Origin of the sequence: Acinetobacter sp. BIGb0196 (assembly GCF_011759595.1) — a bacterium.
GTDB classification, from domain to species: Bacteria; Pseudomonadota; Gammaproteobacteria; order Pseudomonadales; family Moraxellaceae; genus Acinetobacter; species Acinetobacter guillouiae.
On sequence record NZ_JAAOZA010000002.1, the window covers coordinates 439159 to 458768 of the forward strand.

At 37.2% G+C, this 19610-nt stretch carries 19 protein-coding genes and 1 tRNA gene; 11 read left to right on the plus strand and 9 right to left on the minus strand.

Annotated elements, in window-relative coordinates:
- The first annotated feature begins 115 nt into the window (after positions 1-115).
- Positions 116-1948: a choice-of-anchor I family protein gene (locus FHR28_RS14785; protein WP_166782953.1), complete on the plus strand. Its 1833-nt coding sequence runs from the start codon at positions 116-118 to the stop codon at positions 1946-1948.
- Between the two features lie 155 nt (positions 1949-2103).
- On the opposite strand, the gene tenA is transcribed toward FHR28_RS14785, so the two are convergent.
- A complete protein-coding gene (gene tenA / locus FHR28_RS14790; protein ID WP_166782954.1) occupies positions 2104-2775 on the minus strand; it encodes a thiaminase II in 672 nt (223 codons plus the stop codon).
- A 234-nt stretch (positions 2776-3009) separates the two neighbouring features.
- Between tenA and FHR28_RS14795 the strand changes: the two genes are divergently transcribed.
- From FHR28_RS14795 to ssb, 3 genes are all read left to right on the plus strand, one after another.
- Entirely contained in the window at positions 3010-4092 is a 1083-nt protein-coding gene (locus FHR28_RS14795; RefSeq protein ID WP_171066888.1) for a DUF475 domain-containing protein, read from the plus strand.
- 139 nt (positions 4093-4231) lie between these two features.
- Complete coding sequence (locus tag FHR28_RS14800; protein ID WP_016539108.1) at positions 4232-5596, plus strand: MFS transporter; 1365 nt, start codon at positions 4232-4234, stop codon at positions 5594-5596.
- 51 nt (positions 5597-5647) lie between these two features.
- Positions 5648-6256, plus strand: coding sequence for a single-stranded DNA-binding protein (gene ssb / locus FHR28_RS14805; RefSeq protein WP_166782955.1), 609 nt, complete (start codon positions 5648-5650; stop codon positions 6254-6256).
- An 84-nt stretch (positions 6257-6340) separates the two neighbouring features.
- On the opposite strand, the gene FHR28_RS14810 is transcribed toward ssb, so the two are convergent.
- Positions 6341-6805, minus strand: a complete 465-nt coding sequence (locus tag FHR28_RS14810) for a hotdog fold domain-containing protein (RefSeq protein ID WP_166782956.1) — start codon at positions 6803-6805, stop codon at positions 6341-6343.
- Positions 6806-6955: 150 nt separating this feature from the next.
- Here FHR28_RS14810 and FHR28_RS14815 point away from each other — a divergent pair, with 150 nt between their 5' ends.
- Positions 6956-7591, plus strand: coding sequence for a TetR/AcrR family transcriptional regulator (locus FHR28_RS14815; protein ID WP_166782957.1), 636 nt, complete (start codon positions 6956-6958; stop codon positions 7589-7591).
- Positions 7592-7623: 32 nt separating this feature from the next.
- Here the strand turns inward: FHR28_RS14815 and FHR28_RS14820 are convergent, their stop codons facing one another.
- Positions 7624-7959, minus strand: coding sequence for a hypothetical protein (locus FHR28_RS14820; RefSeq protein WP_034611310.1), 336 nt, complete (start codon positions 7957-7959; stop codon positions 7624-7626).
- Positions 7960-8179: 220 nt separating this feature from the next.
- Between FHR28_RS14820 and ahpC the strand changes: the two genes are divergently transcribed.
- Positions 8180-8743, plus strand: coding sequence for an alkyl hydroperoxide reductase subunit C (gene ahpC / locus FHR28_RS14825; RefSeq protein WP_004718560.1), 564 nt, complete (start codon positions 8180-8182; stop codon positions 8741-8743).
- Between the two features lie 68 nt (positions 8744-8811).
- Here the strand turns inward: ahpC and FHR28_RS14830 are convergent, their stop codons facing one another.
- Together FHR28_RS14830 and ycaC are read right to left on the minus strand one after the other, a co-directional pair.
- A complete protein-coding gene (locus tag FHR28_RS14830; protein ID WP_034611312.1) occupies positions 8812-9735 on the minus strand; it encodes a LysR substrate-binding domain-containing protein in 924 nt (307 codons plus the stop codon).
- A 131-nt stretch (positions 9736-9866) separates the two neighbouring features.
- Complete coding sequence (ycaC, locus tag FHR28_RS14835) at positions 9867-10493, minus strand: isochorismate family cysteine hydrolase YcaC (RefSeq protein ID WP_004818434.1); 627 nt, start codon at positions 10491-10493, stop codon at positions 9867-9869.
- Between the two features lie 277 nt (positions 10494-10770).
- On the opposite strand from ycaC, the gene FHR28_RS14840 reads away from it, so the two are divergent.
- The 3 genes from FHR28_RS14840 (at position 10771) to FHR28_RS14850 (ending at position 14639) form a co-directional block, all read left to right on the plus strand.
- Positions 10771-11646 (plus strand): pirin family protein, encoded by an 876-nt coding sequence (locus FHR28_RS14840; protein WP_166782958.1) that lies wholly within the window; start codon positions 10771-10773, stop codon positions 11644-11646.
- An 815-nt stretch (positions 11647-12461) separates the two neighbouring features.
- Positions 12462-13760, plus strand: coding sequence for an FAD-dependent oxidoreductase (locus FHR28_RS14845; protein ID WP_105713877.1), 1299 nt, complete (start codon positions 12462-12464; stop codon positions 13758-13760).
- Between the two features lie 60 nt (positions 13761-13820).
- Positions 13821-14639: an SAM-dependent methyltransferase gene (locus FHR28_RS14850; RefSeq protein WP_166782959.1), complete on the plus strand. Its 819-nt coding sequence runs from the start codon at positions 13821-13823 to the stop codon at positions 14637-14639.
- A gap of 102 nt (positions 14640-14741) precedes the next feature.
- Here FHR28_RS14850 and FHR28_RS14855 read toward each other — a convergent pair.
- Positions 14742-14817: transfer RNA gene (locus tag FHR28_RS14855), tRNA-Thr, on the minus strand.
- 344 nt (positions 14818-15161) lie between these two features.
- Positions 15162-15389: a hypothetical protein gene (locus FHR28_RS14860; protein ID WP_004718547.1), complete on the minus strand. Its 228-nt coding sequence runs from the start codon at positions 15387-15389 to the stop codon at positions 15162-15164.
- A 282-nt stretch (positions 15390-15671) separates the two neighbouring features.
- Here FHR28_RS14860 and FHR28_RS14865 point away from each other — a divergent pair, with 282 nt between their 5' ends.
- Positions 15672-15992, plus strand: a complete 321-nt coding sequence (locus tag FHR28_RS14865) for a hypothetical protein (RefSeq protein WP_105713875.1) — start codon at positions 15672-15674, stop codon at positions 15990-15992.
- A gap of 178 nt (positions 15993-16170) precedes the next feature.
- On the opposite strand, the gene FHR28_RS14870 is transcribed toward FHR28_RS14865, so the two are convergent.
- Entirely contained in the window at positions 16171-16698 is a 528-nt protein-coding gene (locus tag FHR28_RS14870) for a hypothetical protein (protein WP_166782960.1), read from the minus strand.
- A gap of 936 nt (positions 16699-17634) precedes the next feature.
- Complete coding sequence (locus FHR28_RS14885) at positions 17635-18366, minus strand: hypothetical protein (protein ID WP_166782962.1); 732 nt, start codon at positions 18364-18366, stop codon at positions 17635-17637.
- 362 nt (positions 18367-18728) lie between these two features.
- Between FHR28_RS14885 and FHR28_RS14890 the strand changes: the two genes are divergently transcribed.
- Positions 18729-19562: a hypothetical protein gene (locus tag FHR28_RS14890; RefSeq protein WP_166782963.1), complete on the plus strand. Its 834-nt coding sequence runs from the start codon at positions 18729-18731 to the stop codon at positions 19560-19562.
- The last annotated feature ends 48 nt before the right edge of the window (positions 19563-19610 follow it).

Below are 19610 nucleotides of genomic sequence, written 5' to 3' on the forward strand. Positions count from 1 at the left end.
ACGCAGTACCCAATTGAATGTTCAAGAAATTGCCATAAAACTGTAATCTGCTTGTCATGGAACTTACACCCATGATGAATACATTAAGCCAAATTAAACAAAAAATGGGCTGTTTATGAACATAAAAGTTTCAGCATTGTGTTTAGCAATGCTTTCTGTTGGCTTAGTGGCATGTAATGATGATAATAAAACAACAGCGCCAACGGTTGAAGAAGCCACACCTGAAAGCATTAATTTAAGTTTATTGGGGCGTTATGAAACGGGTATTTTTGCTGAAAGTGCAGCAGAAATTCCTGCATATGATGCAATAACAAAACGGGTATTTGTGGTCAATGCCAAAAAGGGTTTAGTTGATGTATTAGATGTGTCTAAACCCGAAACACCTGTGCATATTGGTGAGCTTTCGGCCCGTGAAGCTTTAGCTGATTCAGAAGTAAATTCAGTTGCGATTAAAAATGGCATTGTGGCACTAGCCGTTCAAGCCAAACAAAAAACAGATAAGGGTATTGTGGCTTTTTTTAATGCCAAAGATTTGAAATTGATCAGTAAAGTCGAAGTTGGTGCTTTACCTGATATGCTGACATTTAGCCCAGATGGTAAAACTGTTTTGGTGGCAAATGAGGCTGAACCCAATGATGACTATAGTATCGATCCTGAAGGTTCAATCAGTATTATTGATATCAGCAATATTCAACGACCAACCGCCAACCTTGCCGATTTTAAAGCGTTTAATGATAAAAAAGCCGATTTGATTAAAGCGGGTGTACGCATTTTTGGTCCTAAAGCGACAGTGGCTCAGGATCTAGAGCCTGAGTACATCACCATCAGCAATGATGGGAAAACCGCTTGGGCGACCTTACAAGAAAATAATGCCATTGCCAAAATTGATATCGTTGCTAAAAAAGTGACTGATATTTTTCCATTAGGTTATAAAGATCATGGGCTTGCCAATAATGCGCTAGATGTCAGTGATAAAGATGGAAAAATTAATATTCAGGCTTGGCCGGGTTTGGTGGGGATGTATCAACCTGATTCAATTGCCCATTATCAAGCCAATGGGGCAAGTTATTTAGTCACAGCCAATGAAGGTGATTCACGTGAATGGCTAAAAGACTCAAAAGCGTACTATGCTGGAGATCAAAGCCAAGGTTTTGTTGAAGCGATTCGGATGAAGGATTTATTCAGCGTTAAAGGTTTTAGCAATAATATAAAAGATTATCCTGCTCATTTGACCAATATTGCCGCAGGTGTAAAAGGTGCCAAACTAGATGCAACGGTTTTTGCCTATTGTGGTGCAACGGCGACTGATCCGGGCTTGTGCCGTGATGATAAATCATTAGGACGTTTAAACATTGCTTGGAATATGGGTTATCAAACCAACATGGATGGCTCACCAAAATTGGATGCCAATGGATTATTGACCTATAGCAAACTTTATAGCTATGGCGCGCGTTCATTCAGTATATGGGATGTACAAGGCAAGTTAATTTGGGATTCAGGTAGTGAGTTTGAGCGTAAAGTTGCTGAGCTATTTCCAAATTATTTTAATAGTGATCATGAAGCGGCGGCTTTTGATGACCGAAGTGGCAAGAAAGGACCTGAGCCTGAAGGTTTAGCGCTGGGTACAATTGGTAAAAAAACCTTTGCCTTTATTGGCTTAGAGCGCCAAAGTGGGATAATGGTATACGACATTAGCAATCCACAAAAGCCTGTGTTTATACAGTATTTTAATAATCGTACCTTTAAACAGGATCAGGTTTATAAAGATGCCCAAGGTCAGCCAATCTTAAACAAGGATGATAAGCCGGTTCTGATTGAGAAAAGTGATTTAGGTCCTGAAGGACTGACATTTGTCTCTGCCAAAGATTCACCAAATGCAAAGCCTATGTTGATTGTGGGCAATGAAGTCAGTGGCAGTACAGCAATTTATCAGATAAATTTAAAATAGCGGTTTAATGTATTCTGTTGCGAGTAAAGAGTGCTTTGGCACTCTTTTTTATTGAGGCTATCCCTCAGTTTTATGAGGGATAGTTGTAGATGTGATATATGAAGTAGCTTAATTATTCATCTTTATATACATCGTCAATTTTCAATAAAATTGTATTACTGATCTAAGCCCAACCACTGTCTTTGATGATAAGCGCTATCCCAGAACAACCATTCTAATTCAGCGCCTTTGGTATAGGCTTTATGCATTTTCTCAAGGGTATCTGCATCGCAATGTTCTGCAATACGGTCAATCGTTGCTAAAACATTTTTAACTGCTTCGTTAAACTCTTCACCTGAATAGGTATCGATCCATGCTTGATATGGATTATTGGCAATAGATTTACTCACAATATCTTTTCCAACTTCTGCATAAATCCAGAAGCAAGGCAGTAACGAAGCCAAAACCACAGGATAGCTTTCAGACCAAGCCGTCGCAGTTAAAAAAGAAGTGTAGTGATGGCAGGCAAGGGTAAGCGGGGTATTCTCAAAGTCAGCTTTGCTAATCCCAAAATCTTTCATAAATCCATCGTGTAGGCTACGTTCAACCACAATCGCTTCTTTCGCACCTTGGGTAAATTGGATGATATCGTCAGCATCAAATGCTTTTGCACCACAGACAGCCAATGCACGACCATAAGCCACCAGATAATGCGCATCCTGAATCACATAATGACAAAAAGCTTCTTTGTTTAATGAGCCTGTCGCAAGTTCTTGGTTAAATGGAAGCGCTAAAGTTTTGTTATATAAAGCAAGATTACGTTGCCATACGTCTTGAGAAAAAGACATGTCATTTTCCTATGCAATGATTCAAGTTATAAAATGATTTCAGTTTGCAAGACTATAACAACTCTAAATTGCTTTAGGTATTTGAATGCAGAAAATTCGGCTGTATTTGCATAAAAATATGACAAAGAACTTTGGATAAATGTGAAAAAGTCGTCATAATGTGCGCATTAAAAACGCGATTTTTATTTCAGTTTTCTGATTCAAAAACTATTCTCCGTAGGTCGAATTCCCATGATGAAACATTTTGGTTTCTCAATATTTTTTACGATCGTGTGTTTGGCAATCTCTGCATATTGGGGCTTTACCCATGGTCCAAATGCAGGCGTGCAAGCCATGCTCTCTGCACTGACCATTACGGCAATTCTTGCTGTTATGGAAGTGTCTCTGTCTTTTGACAATGCTGTTGTAAATGCATCTGTACTGCGTAATTGGGATCATTTCTGGAAAATGATCTTTTTAACCGTTGGTATTTTGATTGCTGTGTTTGGTATGCGACTGGTATTTCCTGTTGTGATTGTTGCAGTCACAGCGGATATGGGCATGTTTGATGTTGTAAAAATGGCATTAAATGATCCAATTCAATACTCAGAAAAATTATTGGCACATCATGCTGAAATTGCCGCTTTTGGTGGTTCATTCCTGTTATTGGTATTTTTAAACTTTTTCTTGGATGAAGGCAAAGATACCCATTGGTTTAAATGGATTGAAAAGCGTTTAGCCAACTTAGCCAATGTACCAGCAATGTCGGTATTCCTTGCTTTAGTGGCATTGCTGATTATGGCTGCAAATGTAGATGAAGCGAAACGCCTTGTGGTCACAATGGCGGGTATCTGGGGCATCGTGATTTATATCGGTGTACAAGTACTCAGTCATTTACTGGGTGGCGAGCCAGAAGTGGATGAAGACGGCAATGCTGTGGGTCATGATGCCAATGGTGCACCTACAGGTGTGATCAAAGCGGGTATTGGTGGCTTTATTTACCTAGAAGTTTTAGATGCATCCTTTAGTTTTGACGGCGTGATCGGTGCGTTTGCGATTACCTCTGATGTTGTCATTATTATGCTTGGTTTGGCCATTGGTGCGATGTTTGTTCGTTCAATGACAATTTACTTGGTCGATAAAGGTACACTTGATGCCTATATCTACCTTGAGCATGGTGCGCATTATGCCATTGGTGCTTTGGCATTTATCATGATTGCAAGTGGTACAGGTTTACATGTACCTGAGGTGGTAACAGGTTTGATTGGTGTTGCCTTTATTGTTTGGGCAGTCATTGCATCGATTCAATATAACAAGCGAATTGAACAACAGAGTTAATCCTTTTTTAAGAAAAGAGATTACAATACAAGAGCACTTTAACAGTGCTCTTTTTTATGCTCAATGTTTCCACAAAGTTGCCACAATATGCGATGATGTGTTTGATAATTAGCTCGCCAGTTTTGATAAGCCAGTAGATATGATGAATCCTTTAGAACGCCGCTCGACCTTTGCATTAAGTAGTATTTTTGCTTTACGCATGTTGGGGTTGTTCATGATTATCCCTGTGTTTGCGGTGGTTGGTCAGTCTTATCAGTATGCCACACCTGCTTTGATCGGTTTAGCGGTCGGTGTCTATGGCCTCAGCCAAGCACTTCTGCAAATTCCTTTTAGCTTATGGGCAGATCGTTTTAGCCGTAAACCTTTGATTGTTTTTGGCTTACTGCTGTTTGCTTTGGGTGGTGCTGTTGCAGCAATGTCTGAAACCATTTATGGGGTCATTATTGGCCGTGCGATTGCTGGCGCTGGCGCTGTATCTGCGGTTGTTATGGCTTTGCTGGCGGATGTCACCCGTGAAGAGAATCGAACCAAAGCCATGGCTGTGATGGGCATGAGTATCGGATTGTCCTTTGTTGTGGCTTTTAGTTTAGGGCCTTGGCTCACCAGTTTGGTGGGGATTTCAGGGCTATTCTGGGTAACAACAATTATGGGATTATTGGCAATTCTCATGTTGTTTATGGTGCCTAAAACCACACGTCATCATAAAAACTTTAAACAAGGTTATCTGCATCAGCTCAAACAAGTCTTAAAAATGGGCGATCTGAATCGTCTACATGTTTCAGTTTTTGCGCTGCACTTATTGCTTACCGCAATGTTTGTTTATGTGCCTTCTCAATTGATCAATTTTGCCGGAATCCCTTTGGCGCAACATGGCATTGTTTATTTGCCTTTGTTGGTCATCAGTCTGTTCTTTGCATTTCCGAGCATTATTCTGGCTGAAAAATACCGTAAAATGCGCAGCATTTTTCTAACGGCAATTGCAGGAATTATAGCGGGATTAGTTGTTCTGATTTTTGGTTATGAATCCAAATATATCTTGTTGTTAGGCCTTGGATTGTTCTTTATTGCCTTTAATGTCATGGAAGCATTACTCCCTTCATGGTTGTCTAAAGCAGCACCGATTCAATCCAAAGCAACAGCGATGGGTGTCAATGCAAGTGCTCAATTTTTAGGGGCTTTTTTTGGTGGCACACTCGGTGGACAATTAATTTTGCTCAATAATACAACAATGGGTTGGAGTGTCTTATCAGCTATTGCTATACTTTGGTTGCTCATTAGTTTTGGGCTAGCTCAACCACGATATTTAACATCAATCGTATTACGATTGCCTGAGGATAAACAAACCGATAATTGGACTTCTCAGTTGTTGTCAATTCGTGGTATTGAGGAAGTTGTGGTTATGTCTGACCAGCAAGTTGCGTATATAAAAGTTGATAAACAGCAAATTGATGATGCTGCGCGACAACATTTAACGCAGTTGTTTGGGAAAGAGGTAGCCATTTAAACATAACTCTTATAAAGTAAAACATAGAATCGAATAGGAAGATAACATCTAATGCGTGGTGTAAATAAAGTTATTTTAGTTGGTACTTTAGGTCGTGATCCTGAGACTAAAACTTTCCCAAATGGGGGTTCTCTCACTCAATTTTCAATTGCGACAAGTGAATCTTGGACAGACAAAAATTCCGGTGAAAGAAAAGAACAAACGGAATGGCATCGTATTGTATTGCACAACCGTTTAGGTGAGATTGCACAGCAGTATTTACGTAAAGGTTCAAAAGTTTATATTGAAGGTTCTTTACGTACCCGTCAGTGGACGGATCAAAATGGTCAAGAGCGCTATACCACTGAAATTCGTGGCGAACAAATGCAGATGCTTGATAACAACCGTCAACAAGGTGAAGGCGCTGCTGCTGACAATGGTGGTTATAACCAACCACGTTTCAATAACAACCAGCAAGGTGGTTTTAACAACAACCAAGGCGGTGGTGGTTATGCGAATCAAGGTAATCAAGGCGGTGGTTACGGCAATGCCAATCCACAAGGTGGCTATGGCAATGCCGGAAACAATGTAAACCAAGGTTTTCAATCGCCTAAACCTGCAGCTGCACCATCAGCACCTACTGCTGCCCCTGCGGATTTGGATGATGACTTACCGTTTTAATTGATAAGAATGGTCAAGCTTTATCAAAACCCTTTGTGAAAACAAAGGGTTTTTTTATGAACCTCATGATTTGGTTTTAGACAATCACTTTTTCGCAGAAACCCACATGGTAATCACGGCTTTAAACACCAGATTATTTTGCGTGTCTTTGACCTCCACATTGACCAAATAATCACTACCTTGATTCCACTGAAAATTGCGCTCAACAGGCGTGGCAATCGCAATTAAATCAGTTTCAGCCTTCTTTAAATATTCAACAGTCATCCCTTTGGGAATCCAACGGTGCGTGGAAGGCACGGTTACATCGGTCATGGTTCCGCCAGCAAGCTCAGCCATATTACACATGGCAATAGCATGGACTGTACCAATATGATTGAGTATAGCACGGTGTTTTTTGATTTTAATTTCAGCATAATTCGTTTCGAGTCGTTCAAAAACAGGTGAAATACTGCTGAAATAAGGCGCTTTTAAGCATAATAATTTTGAAAATGTCCATTTGCCAGCAGGCTTATTTTTAAATCTATTCCACAGTTTTAGGGTTTGGCTCATTGTTGTATTCCTTATTTAGTTTACAGAATATTATTTATTTTGCAGAATATTATTCTAATACAGAATTAAATTCTGTTATTGGCTCGACAGACGATTTGAATCGCGTAAAATGTCATATAGAAAATGCTTAAATAAAATCAAAGGCTGTACATGAATAATCAAAGTTTGTTGGAACGTCGTTATAGTGGACGTCGTGCAGAATTAAAACGTGTGATTTTAACGGAAGCATTAGCCTGTTTTTTAGAATATGGGATTGAAACAACAACAATAGAAATGATCCGTGAACGTGCGCAAACCAGTGTGGGGGCGATTTATCACCATTTTAAAAATAAAGAAGGTTTAGTGGCAGCCCTGTATATTTTAGCCATAGAAGACCAAGCAGAACGCCGTGATCAAGCATTATTGTCTGCACAAAGTCTACAGCAGGGTATTCAAGTGATGACAGCAAGCTATATAGACTGGGTCATGGATTATCCTGATTTCGCCAGATTTTTATATACTGCCAATTTTAGTATTTCTAAAAGTTCTCAGCGCGATCAGCTAAAACAGCAGAATCATTTACGTAATCAGCACTTACTGGCTTGGATGAAACAGCAACCCGATTACGGGGTGATCAAGAACATTCCCCATGAATTATTATTGTCATTTATGGTTGGATCGACAGAAAGTTATTGTCGGGCATGGTTGTCAGGTAAAGTGAAAGCCACGCCAAAAGTTTACCAAGCAGCATTGTCACATGCGGCTTGGTGCAGTTTAGAAAGCGTATATCAGCAACAACAAGGCTAAATAATCAAGCTTGTTGAATTACGATGCTGTGATTAAAAAATTCGTGAGCTTTGCATATAGTGCGCTGTGACTTGATCTAAGTGATTAAGAATGGTTGCACGATCTTGAGTTTGAATTGCTGTGTCCAGTTGCTGCATATAGCCTAGCAATTGGTTTTTTGCTTTTGCCGCAAATTCAGCAGTAATGGCTTGATCTTCATAGAGTAAAACATAGTTTTTGGCAAAACCATAAATCATAAAAATTGCCGTTTTCTCAAAATCAGCCTCAGAATGAGCAATTTGAGATTCACAGTTTATTTTCAGTTGTTTAAAAGCGTCTGTACCAAAAGGAAGGTTTTGGAATTGCTCCAAAAGAATTGAGAACGTCATTTTTTAAAGTCCACTCAAAAAGAAAATCTATAGAGTAAATGGTGAAAGGTCAAGCAAAGTTTGAAATAATATTTTCGATCAAACCAAGCCAACAGATTGGAAAGATAAATCTATAATACCGATTACTTTTATTAAAAACTCCAGTTTTACCGATTTAATAATATTTCGTATAGTGATTTCACAGATAAGCAATCCCTGAAACCTATTGAAGGAAGACCAAATGAGTTTGATCAATACTGAAGTTAAAGCATTTAACGCAACTGCATATAAAAATGGTGAATTTATCGAAGTGTCTGAAAAAGACTTCTTGGGTAAATGGTCTGTGGTATTTTTCTATCCTGCTGATTTTACTTTTGTCTGCCCAACAGAGTTAGGCGATCTAGCAGATAACTATGCTGAATTCCAAAAAATGGGCGTAGAAATTTACTCAGTTTCTACCGATACACACTTTACCCATAAAGCATGGCATGACAACTCAGATGAAATCAAAAAGATCCAATATCCAATGGTGGGTGATCCAACATGGGCTTTGGCAAAAAACTTTGAAGTGTTGATTGAAGCTGAAGGCCTTGCAGATCGTGGCACTTTCGTAATTGATCCTGAAGGTAAAATTCAAATTATTGAAATCAATGCCGGTGGCATTGGACGTGATGCACAAGAATTACTGCGTAAAGTGAAAGCAGCACAATATGTACACGCACACCCTGGCGAAGTATGTCCAGCAAAATGGAAAGAAGGCGATGCAACACTTGCACCTTCAATTGATTTGATCGGTAAAATCTAATCATTGCCTAGGATTAGAATTGAAAAACCAGAAGTTTAACTTCTGGTTTTTTTATTGTTCGCTTGGCTTTATAAAATATAACCATCGTGTTTAGGTGCATAGGCACGAATACCTTCAACTAAATCTTCAATTAATTTTTCCATGACTAAGCGTTGACCTTTGCGTGATGCATAGACCAACTGTACAACACCGATATTAGAACACCACTCTGGTAACAGATGGATTAAACGCCCTGAAGCAATGTCTCGTTCTACCGTTAAATAGGGAAGATCAGCAATACCTAAGCCATCGAGTACCGCATAATACGCACCCATTAAGTCATTGCTTTTGACCCGAGGCTGTAACGGAATATCGATTTCTTCTCGTTGCTGAATATGATGTAAATGCCAATGATAGTGCTGTTTATCTGTACCTAATACAATGGTTGGAAATTCACAAAGTTCTGTGACATGTTGAATTTCACGATCGCCTAAAAGTTCAGGACTAATCACTAAACAGTGCGTGGTTTTAATCACATCTCTAACGATAATGCTGGAGTCTTCATTGCTTGAAAAGTTAGTACGAATGGCCAAATCAATATCATCATGCAGCACATCGATACGTCGACTGGTGAGTGCTAATTCAACCCGAACTTTGGGATATTTTTTTAAAAACTGATTTAGAATTGGTCGAATTTGATGTTCCATCATCACCGGTGGGCAACTAATTTTAATCAGACCCTGTAATTCAATTTCTTGTTTTAATAAGACATTCTGGGCATTATCCGCCTGTTCAATAATCTTTGCACATTCCTCAAAGAATTCTTGTCCTAGTGGTGTGACTTTAAAATGCCGTGTCGAGCGTTGAATCAGAGTCACATTAAATTTGGCTTCTAAATCCAGAATACGTCGGCTCAGTTTAGACTTGGTGATATTACTGGCTTCACTTGCAGCACTAAATCCACCATGTTTTACCACCAGATAGAAATAATAGTAATCATCAAAAGAGTGCACAGCTTCATCTCAGGTGTGTTGATGATAGAATAGTATCATTAATAGGAAAATATTTTAAAATTTGTACAAATAAAATGCAGAAACAAAAGCTAGGAATGCAAAGGCTTACATTCCTAGCGACAACGATTATCTTATTTTTGAGAAGTGTTTTGTGTGTAGCTGTTGATCAGATTACGATAGTCAGGGATATGATTACCAAATAGCGTACCTAAACCTTCAATATCATTACGCCAATCGCGATGTAGCTCACAAGAGGCACCAAACCAAGTCATTAATTGTGCACCGGCATTGCTCATACGGTCCCACGCTGAGTCACGTGTTAGCGGGTTAAATGTTCCTGAAGCATCGGTGATCACAAAGACCTCAAAATCTTCTTCAAGGGCAGAAAGTGCAGGAAAGGCAACACAAACTTCGGTGACAACACCCGCAATAATCAGTTGTTTTTTACCTGTTGCTTTTACTGCTTTGACAAAGTCTTCATTGTCCCAAGCATTGATTTGACCAGGGCGAGCGATATAAGGCGCATCTGGAAAAAGCGCTTTTAACTCGGGTACCAGTGGACCATTGGGGCCATCTTCAAAACTGGTGGTCAGAATAGTGGGAAGGTTAAAATATTGGGCCGCAGCAGCCAGTGCCAAAACATTGTTTTTAAACTTATCTGGGTCAATGTCGCGGACTAAAGAAAGTAATCCAGTTTGATGATCGACTAACAATACCGCAGCATCATCTTTGTTTAAACGAACGTAAGGTTTTCCCATTTTTTATATCCTTGAAGTCACTAAAATTTAAATTGTGCTTAAATACAAAACAAATTATTTTGCATGGATTTCATGTTACGTGGCTTAATCATGATAATTAAGCCTATAAACTGAGATTAATAATCTCATAAATAAGATGATTGATTAAAAACTACGCTGTGCCGTCGCTATTGAATATCCTATATTTGGGATTCAGCGTATTGGTAGATTGCTGTATTGATCACTTTAAAAAACCTAAAATGGATTCATATTAAAGCCTAGAGATAGGAGTATTGAGATGAAAAGAATTATTGGTGTATACCGCAATCAAAATATGCATTGGGTCGGTGATGGCTTTCCTGTAAAAAACTTGTTTTCTTATGATCGTTTAGGTCAAGCGATTAGTCCTTTTTTATTATTGGATTATGTAGCGCCTTACACATTTGCACCTAGCCATGAACAGCACGGTGTAGGTTCACATCCACATCGTGGCTTTGAAACAGTAACGATTGCCTATCAAGGTGAAGTTACCCATAAAGACTCCCATGGTGGCGGTGGAACCATTAAAACAGGTGATGTGCAATGGATGACTGCGGGCGCAGGCTTGGTTCATGAAGAATTCCATTCACACGAATTCACTGAAAAAGGTGGAATCTTTGAAATGGTTCAGCTTTGGGTGAATTTACCTGCAGCAGATAAAATGACCCAACCAAAGTATCAAGCAATTTCTGCGCAAGATATTCCTGTGATTCATTTTGATGATGATGCAGGCCACTTACGTGTGGTTGCTGGGAAATATGCTGAACAACAAGGTGCTGCTTCAACCTTTAGCCCAGTCAATGTTTGGGATGGTCAGCTTAAAGCGGGTCATGAGCAAATTATTCATGTACCTGTTGACCACAATACTTTGGTGGTTGTACTCGAAGGTGAAATGCTGCTCAATGGCACACAAAAGGTACTTGATAGCTCGATTGTCATGTTTGAAAAAGATGGCGATGCAGCAATTCAACTTGAAGCAGTGCAAGATGCTAAGTTTTTGGTCCTTACAGGTAAACCACTGAATGAGCCAATTCAAGGCTATGGTCCATTTGTGATGAATAGCAAAGAAGAAATCGTGCAAGCGTTTAACGATTTCAATAATGGCAAATTTGGTGAAATTGTAGCGGAAGCTTAGTTGATTTTGATGATAGGTATTTGTGTATAACGGATAGCTTGCATGTCTTTCGTCTATAAGTTCAGCCATGTATGAGATATCGAGAAGTCAAAAAGCGGATTGTAAAATCCGCTTTTTTTATATGTAAAATTTTTAGCACCAAAAAGGTCAGAAATTTAAAAAAAGAAAAGAGCTTTGCTCTTATCGAACAGAAGCTCTCTTACGCTGTAGTTTTTTTCTTTAGATGATTATGTCTTGTTTTGATTGGGTTGTTTTGTTATTCGCGCATCATAATTAATTAAAAATGTGAAGTAAAGCACAATATATTTCATTTGGTTAATTTATATGCGTTGTTTTAGTATTTTTTGTATGCCGTCATTTTACAAGTGGTGCAATTGATCTGCTTAAAAAGCAAATTCAAAGTAAAAAAAAGGATCTCTATTCCACACTATAGAGATCCTTTTTATGCTGTAGTTTCTTTTATTGTGTGTGTTGTCATAATTATTTGTTTTTATTGTAAATGTGAATTATTTATCGTTTTTATGCTGTAAATAATAATTAATAAATTGGCATTTGTAAATGTTTTTTTAATAAATAGTTAAATTATCTGTATGTTTTTAACAGTATTTTTTTATATATATAAATATCAATCAAGTATAAGCAGGGTGTCGCACAGGAGCTTGGCCTAAAACTGCTAAAATTAAATACAGACCGAGGAATGGAGATTTTTCCTAAAAAATTTCCAACAAAAAAAGTTAAAACTGGAACTTTTTAATACCGCGATTTAATCGGCTATAGCTCATAATAAAAAAAATGGTTACGCACGGATAATAACTTTGGATATTGCAGTGATTGGTAGTGGTATGGCTGGCCTGGCCACCGCAAGAATTCTTAAAGATGCAGGTCATAACATTACCATCTTCGAAGCATTACCTGGTCGTGGTATGGATAGTCACAGCATTGAGTTTGAAGGTGGTTTAATTGATGCACCTTTGCGCGTGATGAATCAGCATTTATGGAAAAATACACTGAGCCTTGCAACACACCTCGGCATAAAAACCTTTCCAGTGCGTACCTTTATGGCATGCAGTTGGTTATTTGAAGATAAAACAGAAACTTGGTTGACCACATCACGTACCCGTATTGGTAATTTCCCCATTATCAATAACCGTAAAGGGATTAAGCAGTATGGTTGGCGTTTAGTCAAAGGGATGTTGCAGCTTAAAACCGCCATTTCTCAATTTTTTAAATCTAAAAATCAAGACATTACCCTTGCTGATTTTATCAATCACAATGACATTGAAGAAGTATTTTGGCACGGTGCAGTAATGCCTGTGCTTTATACCATTTGCACCTGTGACCCTAAAACCATTGGTGAATGGCCAGCAAAACCGCTCTTAATCTTCTTAAAGCAATTAACCGATGGTGATGCTTTATTACGTTTACACGGTGGAACGCCTGCTTTTGTCGATAAATTGATTGAAGGTATTGATATTCATAGCGGTTCTGAAATTACCAAAGTTGAGGAACAGGGTAGTGCTGTTCTGGTTGAAAATGCACATGGTGAGCAATTTCAATTTGACCGTGTGGTGGTTGCAACACCGACCAATAAATTAGAAAACTTTTTAAATAAACAACAATTTGCTGACGATATTGCTTTATTGCAAAAATTTAAGTTTGAGCAAGGCGAGTTGGTTATGCATACCGATGCATCCGTGATGCCGCCAAATCGTAAAGATTGGGCTGTATTGAGTTATATGATGGACCGTAAATTTACCAAACAACAATTCACAGTTTGGTTGAACTCGATTGAACCAAGTTTGGTGGGTAAATCTCCAGTGTTCCAAACATGGCGTCCTGTAACCAGCATCGATCCGAAGAAAGTCATTTCTACAGTGACCTTAACCCGTGCTGTGGTGGATTCTGAAACAGTGGCTTTAAACATCGAGTTGCAAGCGCGCCATAAAGTCGCCAACCGCAAAGTATTCTATTGCGGTTCATGGTCATGCGATGGTTTGCCAATTCTTGAATCTGCGGTGACTTCTGCAATGCATATCGCAGAAATCTTTGGTGCACCATTGCCATTTGTTGGATTAAAACCTAAAGTTGAGGTGGCTCCCCAACTTGGCTATTAAAGCCCAGTGAATTCATATAAAACTTAATGAATTCATAACTGAATAAGTGAATGATTTAAAATGAAATGGCTTCAAGCGATTCAGCAAAAACTTCCAAAACATAAATATGCAATCGATGCAAAAATGTTAGGAGATAATGCTGAGTGTGCTTGGACCAACTTAGGGTATTGGGATGAAGCTACACCCTCTTACCCTCAAGCCTGTCAGCAACTTGCTGAACGGCTTGCACAAGCGGTACAGCTTAATCAACATGATCGGGTACTAGACCTAGGCTGTGGTCAGGGTGCCAGTTTAAAATACTGGTTAGAACATTACCAAATTCAAGATTTAGAGGCGGTTGAGTTACAACAACAGTGTGTCGATAAAATTCAAAAACAACTCCCGCAGATTAAGGCCATTCACTGCCAATCTTTTTTAAATTTAAATGCGCTTTTATTTACGCAACCTTTTGATGTGGTGTTGTGTATTGATGCGGCTTATCACAGTGATTTAAATTTATTTTTAAATTCAGTCGTTCCAATTTTAAATTCAAAAGGTCGTTTGGGTTTTCATACGTTGATACTTTCAGACACAGTTTTAAATTCAAAACAAAAAATGAAATATAAATGGCTACTTAAAGCCGCTGATGTCGATTTAAAATCACTGATGACCACGACTCAAATCAATCATGCACTGCAACAGCATGGTCTTGAACAAATCGCGCTAGAAGATCTCTCTACAGCAGTATTGGCTGGCTTTAGTCAATATATTACGACAAGAGCGAAAACAGAGCGTGGAGGGCTAGATCAGCTCAAAATACAAATGACCGCAAAACTTTGTCAAAGGTTATTTGAAGAGGGAATTGTTCGATATATACAGCTCAGCGCGGTCAAAACATAATTTTTATTATTTGTGATGAGATCAAGCAGATTTAAAAATTATAAGAAAATGCCTAAGCTAAAAACAACAAAGCCTCACTAAAAAAGCGAGGCTAAGTAAAAATGGTGCCGGCACACGGATTCGAACTGTGGACCTACTGATTACAAGTCAGTTGCTCTACCAACTGAGCTATGCCGGCAACGTGGCGAGAATTTTACAGAATATTTATAAGATTGCAAGCCAAAAAATAAACAATTGAATAATCTTTAATATTTATAGTCTTAGCGATCGGGTCTTGGCCTGAAGCTGATAATGCCGTGTGCTATGAATGCTTAGATTTTTAGAGAGAAAGGATTTTATCGCTTTTAACTTGTAGACAGACAAAATAGCAAAGATAGCTAGAGTAACGGCAATTAGAGTAATGACAACTAGAGTAACGATTAGCAATCGCTTTAATCTTCCGATTAAAAAGGCTTACGGAGGGGTAAGCCTTGAGTATTTGGGGTTAAATCAATAAATCTTTATCAGTTTTGAAATATAGACTTATTTTCTCCTTAAAATATGATCCAGATCTTGTGCGCATTCTTCTAGGGTGATTGCCATATCTATTTGCATTTGGGGTTTCAATTCGTTTGCGAGTTTTCTCCATTGCTCAATCAATTGGATAGCTTTCTGAATTTTATGCTTATTTACATCTTTGGCAATAGTTGGGGTGTATCCACCACGTTTAGCATTTTTGACTTGTCTTACATAATTGGCGCTGTTATTCATTGTCACTCCCGAATAGCAGTTTTATGCTTTTAACTTGTTTGAATCGCTAATAAGTACCGCATCATGATTATCTTAAGAGAACGTTACATCTATATGATTTTTATTTTGTATTTCACCTCCTTTGAATCGTGCTAGAAGTTCTTTTCACTTGATACTAATTCAAGAAAGTTTGAATTGAAATAGTCAATTGTCTTTTTAGTTGAGTGGATATGTATCTATTTGCTTCAAAAAATAGTTCAAATATCGTATAACTAAGCTAAGTAAAAACTAGAACAATTGAGAATGAAACGATTCAGTATTTTATTATTATTGGTTTCTGTCGCACATGCTGAAGCTCCTAAAGAATGTCAGTTACTTGAACAGACCTCCGAAATGTTAATGCAGTTACGTCAAAACGGTTTATCGTTGGATGATGTTGATTTTAATCCTGAAGCATTGTCTGCAAAAGAACAGGTATTGTTAAAAGGTATGATTGACGATGCAAAGGGTGTACCGATTTATCAGATACCTTTAACCCGACAAAAAGCGATTAATGATTTTAAGCTAAAATGGCAAGAGGTGTGTCAGTCTGTGGATGTTGTGATGCCAACTGAGTCGAGATAAAGGATTGTTTTTTATTTCAACTATAGGGTTATGGGTAATAGAGGGTTTGGTCGCGCTATAGAAACATGACTAGATGCAATTCTAAGCGATAAAGGTACCGCTCAAGCTAGCGTACAAGTAAGCGATCAAGTTCAGATAAGCTGAAAAGTATTAAACAACGATATAGAGTGAAGTGAAATTACCTTTTTTTGAAAAGGAGGTAACTAAATAAACCTAAAAACATGAAGATAATTGCTCCTAGAAGCCCTTGTATTTCAGATAGATAAAAGCTAACTTTTGACATTCTTATGTTTATATCTTTATCTGAAATAAGAATCTTCGATTGATTTTGATTATTTTTATTAAGCCATAATTCAACTTTATTGTTTTGGTAGTATTCATTCCAAATTTTTAAATTCTGATTTTTTAAATCTTGGCAGCTTTCAAATATATATAATTTATAAATAACAATTACATCATTTTGTTGAAAAATTTTAGACTTTCTATTATTGAAATATTCATAAGTTATATTTAATTTTGATAAATTATCAACGCCTGGTCCTATTCTTGAGCATACAGTATTGGATTCTAGTATTCTAAAATTTTTGACTTGAATCCAATTTGGATGGGTGATTTGAAAGATTTTAAACTTTACAGATGGAGAAATATTGACTAATAAAAAGACAATTAGGGTTATTATACTCAAATATAGGAAGAGTTTTTTCATATATAGACCTGTTATCACTTTGCTGTACTTACGCTCAGCGGATTTTTATTGAATACTGTTTATCGATGAGCCATCAGGCTTTATAGTGAAAGAAACCGATTAGCTTATCCGTAGCGCCAATCGGTTTGACAAGTTCTATACTTTCAACATAGTCATGGTTTTTAGGCTAACGGCTATCATATTAAGTAGGGAATATCTTACTTACTTTTAAAACAATAAAAACCACTTAGAATCAAGAAAATGGATTGGAAAATAGTCCATCCGAGTACAGAATAATTCGAGCACTTTGTGATGGAATCATAAATAATTTCTTTATAAGATACGGTCTCCATCATATTTAATAATACTAATTCAAAAATTAATAATATAAATGTGGTGACAGAGTAAATGTATTTATTTTTTATAAAAATTAAAATTATTGAAAAGATGATGGATAGCATACCACACATCCCTAACATTGATGAATCATTAGCTGAAACACCATTTAATTCTTTAAAATAGGTAATAGACCCAATTTCAAGATACTCATGAATACATAAATCTTGACCAAACTTATCAATTGTATATCCCGCTAATCCAGATAAGAATAAAAATATTACAGCTATATACCTAATCATAATTTATAAACTCAATTGTAATGAAGGATCAAACTTCCAAGTTTCGACTTGTCTGTCCTCTCACAATCATCTGGAATTGCAATGACATCACTATTTAGAGCTAATTTTATTGCTTCTTACCATTTCCATGATCGTGCATAAACCGCTTTCTCTAATCTAGCTTTTGGGATTTTTCCATTTATCCAACTATCTAATGCTTTTTCCCCTGCATTATAAAAGACGGTAGATTCTTGTCGTGTCAGTCTTCGGCGGATTATCCTCGATCCTCGGACAACATTTTCTCTTTAAAGACGATAGAGGCAATGATTTGGGGATATTGTTACTTCCAAAATAAGATTTTTTGCAAAAAGCTCTTTTTATGTATCGTTGACATATCAGTATTGTCAGTAATTATTCCATGCCCCAATCTAATTCTATTTTCAACCTCATAAAATTCATGGATAAAATCAAAGCCTAAATATTCATTTGATAAATAGCTTAACAATAGTCTAGATAAATGGTTAGTAGAGTTTTCGATTGAATCAATATAATAAAATTTAAAATAATCCTCCCATTCTTCAACCTCATCCATGGAAAAATTAGGATCGGTTATAATCTCTTCTTTCCATTCATCACCATCCTGATAGCTGTGCTCATAGCCTATTGATGCATTAAGCCATTCTTTTTCAAAGTCTTGGGGTTGACCTTCTTGATAAAAATCTTGCTCCCCTACTTCAGAAACTCTTCTGACTTCTATATTGTTTTTAAATATTAAGTAACTGGCTGCATCGGAGCTATCTACGCATTCAAAAAATATTACCCATTCATTGAATGAAGCATTCTTGAGTCTTTGTTGCCATAACTCTTTATCCTCAAAAGCAGAGTAGAAAAAACTGGAGTTATGAAGAATGACTAAACTATCTTGAATGAACTCTAATTCAATGGTTTCATTTGCCTTCAAGTTAGGTTCTAAAATCTCAAATTCTTTTTCACTCCAATTGTTAATTAAGTCTATTAGTTCTTTAGACTTACCTTTAAATGGAAATATCATTCCAGCAGATCTATAGCCCATAATTATTATTTTCTGGTTATTAAATTTTGATCTTATCAGAAATTTAGAATATCCAAAATTACTGTATTGATATCTAATGTTTGATAAATTAGCTAAACATATAGCTGGTCCCAATAGTCTTAATAAAGTATGGGGAATTTTTATAAAAAACTACAGTTTTGCAACTTGTGTTATGAAAAAGTAAAAAATTAAATGGTTTCTTTTGGCGCTCGATCAAAAGAAGGAAGTTTATTCGCTTTTTATCTGAGCGAAGTGAATAATTCTCAGTATCATTTATCATAATAATTATTTATTATTACTTAACAATATCGAAAAGTGTGCATGTTTTTAATATCTCAACCATTCTTCAGGCCTGTTTTCATATGAATAAGTCTTTCTTAAGCCTAATCGTCATTGCGATGATTGCAACTGGGTGTACAACAACCAAATCCATTCAATATCCTGCAAAAGGCAGCAACACGACAATTTCAGTATCATCTGAACAAATTTCAGCGATGACGGAATCTGGTGGTGGGGATCATTTTATTGAGGGAAGCCAAATTACTGTCGGAGATGCAAGCAATGCGCTTTCCAACCCTGCATCAAATGCATTTGGACTGATTGGTGTTGGTGTTGCTACAGCGATTGATAAACGAAATAATGGCGCAGCTATCTCTAACAGTAATTTAAAGCAAGCCATTAAATTTGATGAGATCGTGAATAAAAAAATTAGCTCGGCTTTACAGGAGAATCAAGCAGATACTTCTCTTAAACTACTGACTTCAAATCAGGCTTCTGACGTTAAAATTGTCCCATTTGCACGGCTTTCGTTTAAAGAAAAACCTGATGTCAAGGCAGTATTTGGACTGAAAGCTGAATTTAAAAATGCTGCTGACAATAATAAGTCTGCAAAGCGTTTATACAATTATATCAGCCAGAAAAAAGCACCATTAACTGAATGGGATGCAAATAATAATACGGTCTTTTTTACACAAGCAAATAAAGCTTTTGACGCATTAGCACAGGTTCTTGTATTAGATATACAGCATCAATTAAACCTTGAGGCGGCCAGTGAAGTAGATCAGAAAAAATGTAAATCAACGGGCGATTTCTCGGGTATCACTTTTATTTCAGCGCCTGAAAATTTATGTGTAGGTGTGTTAAAGACCAACAAAGGGGTAGTGTTACCAAATTTTGTGCTGGTGATAGAACAGTAATTCATATCTTTTGAAAGAAGGTATTAGTCCAAATCGTCCGCTAAGAAA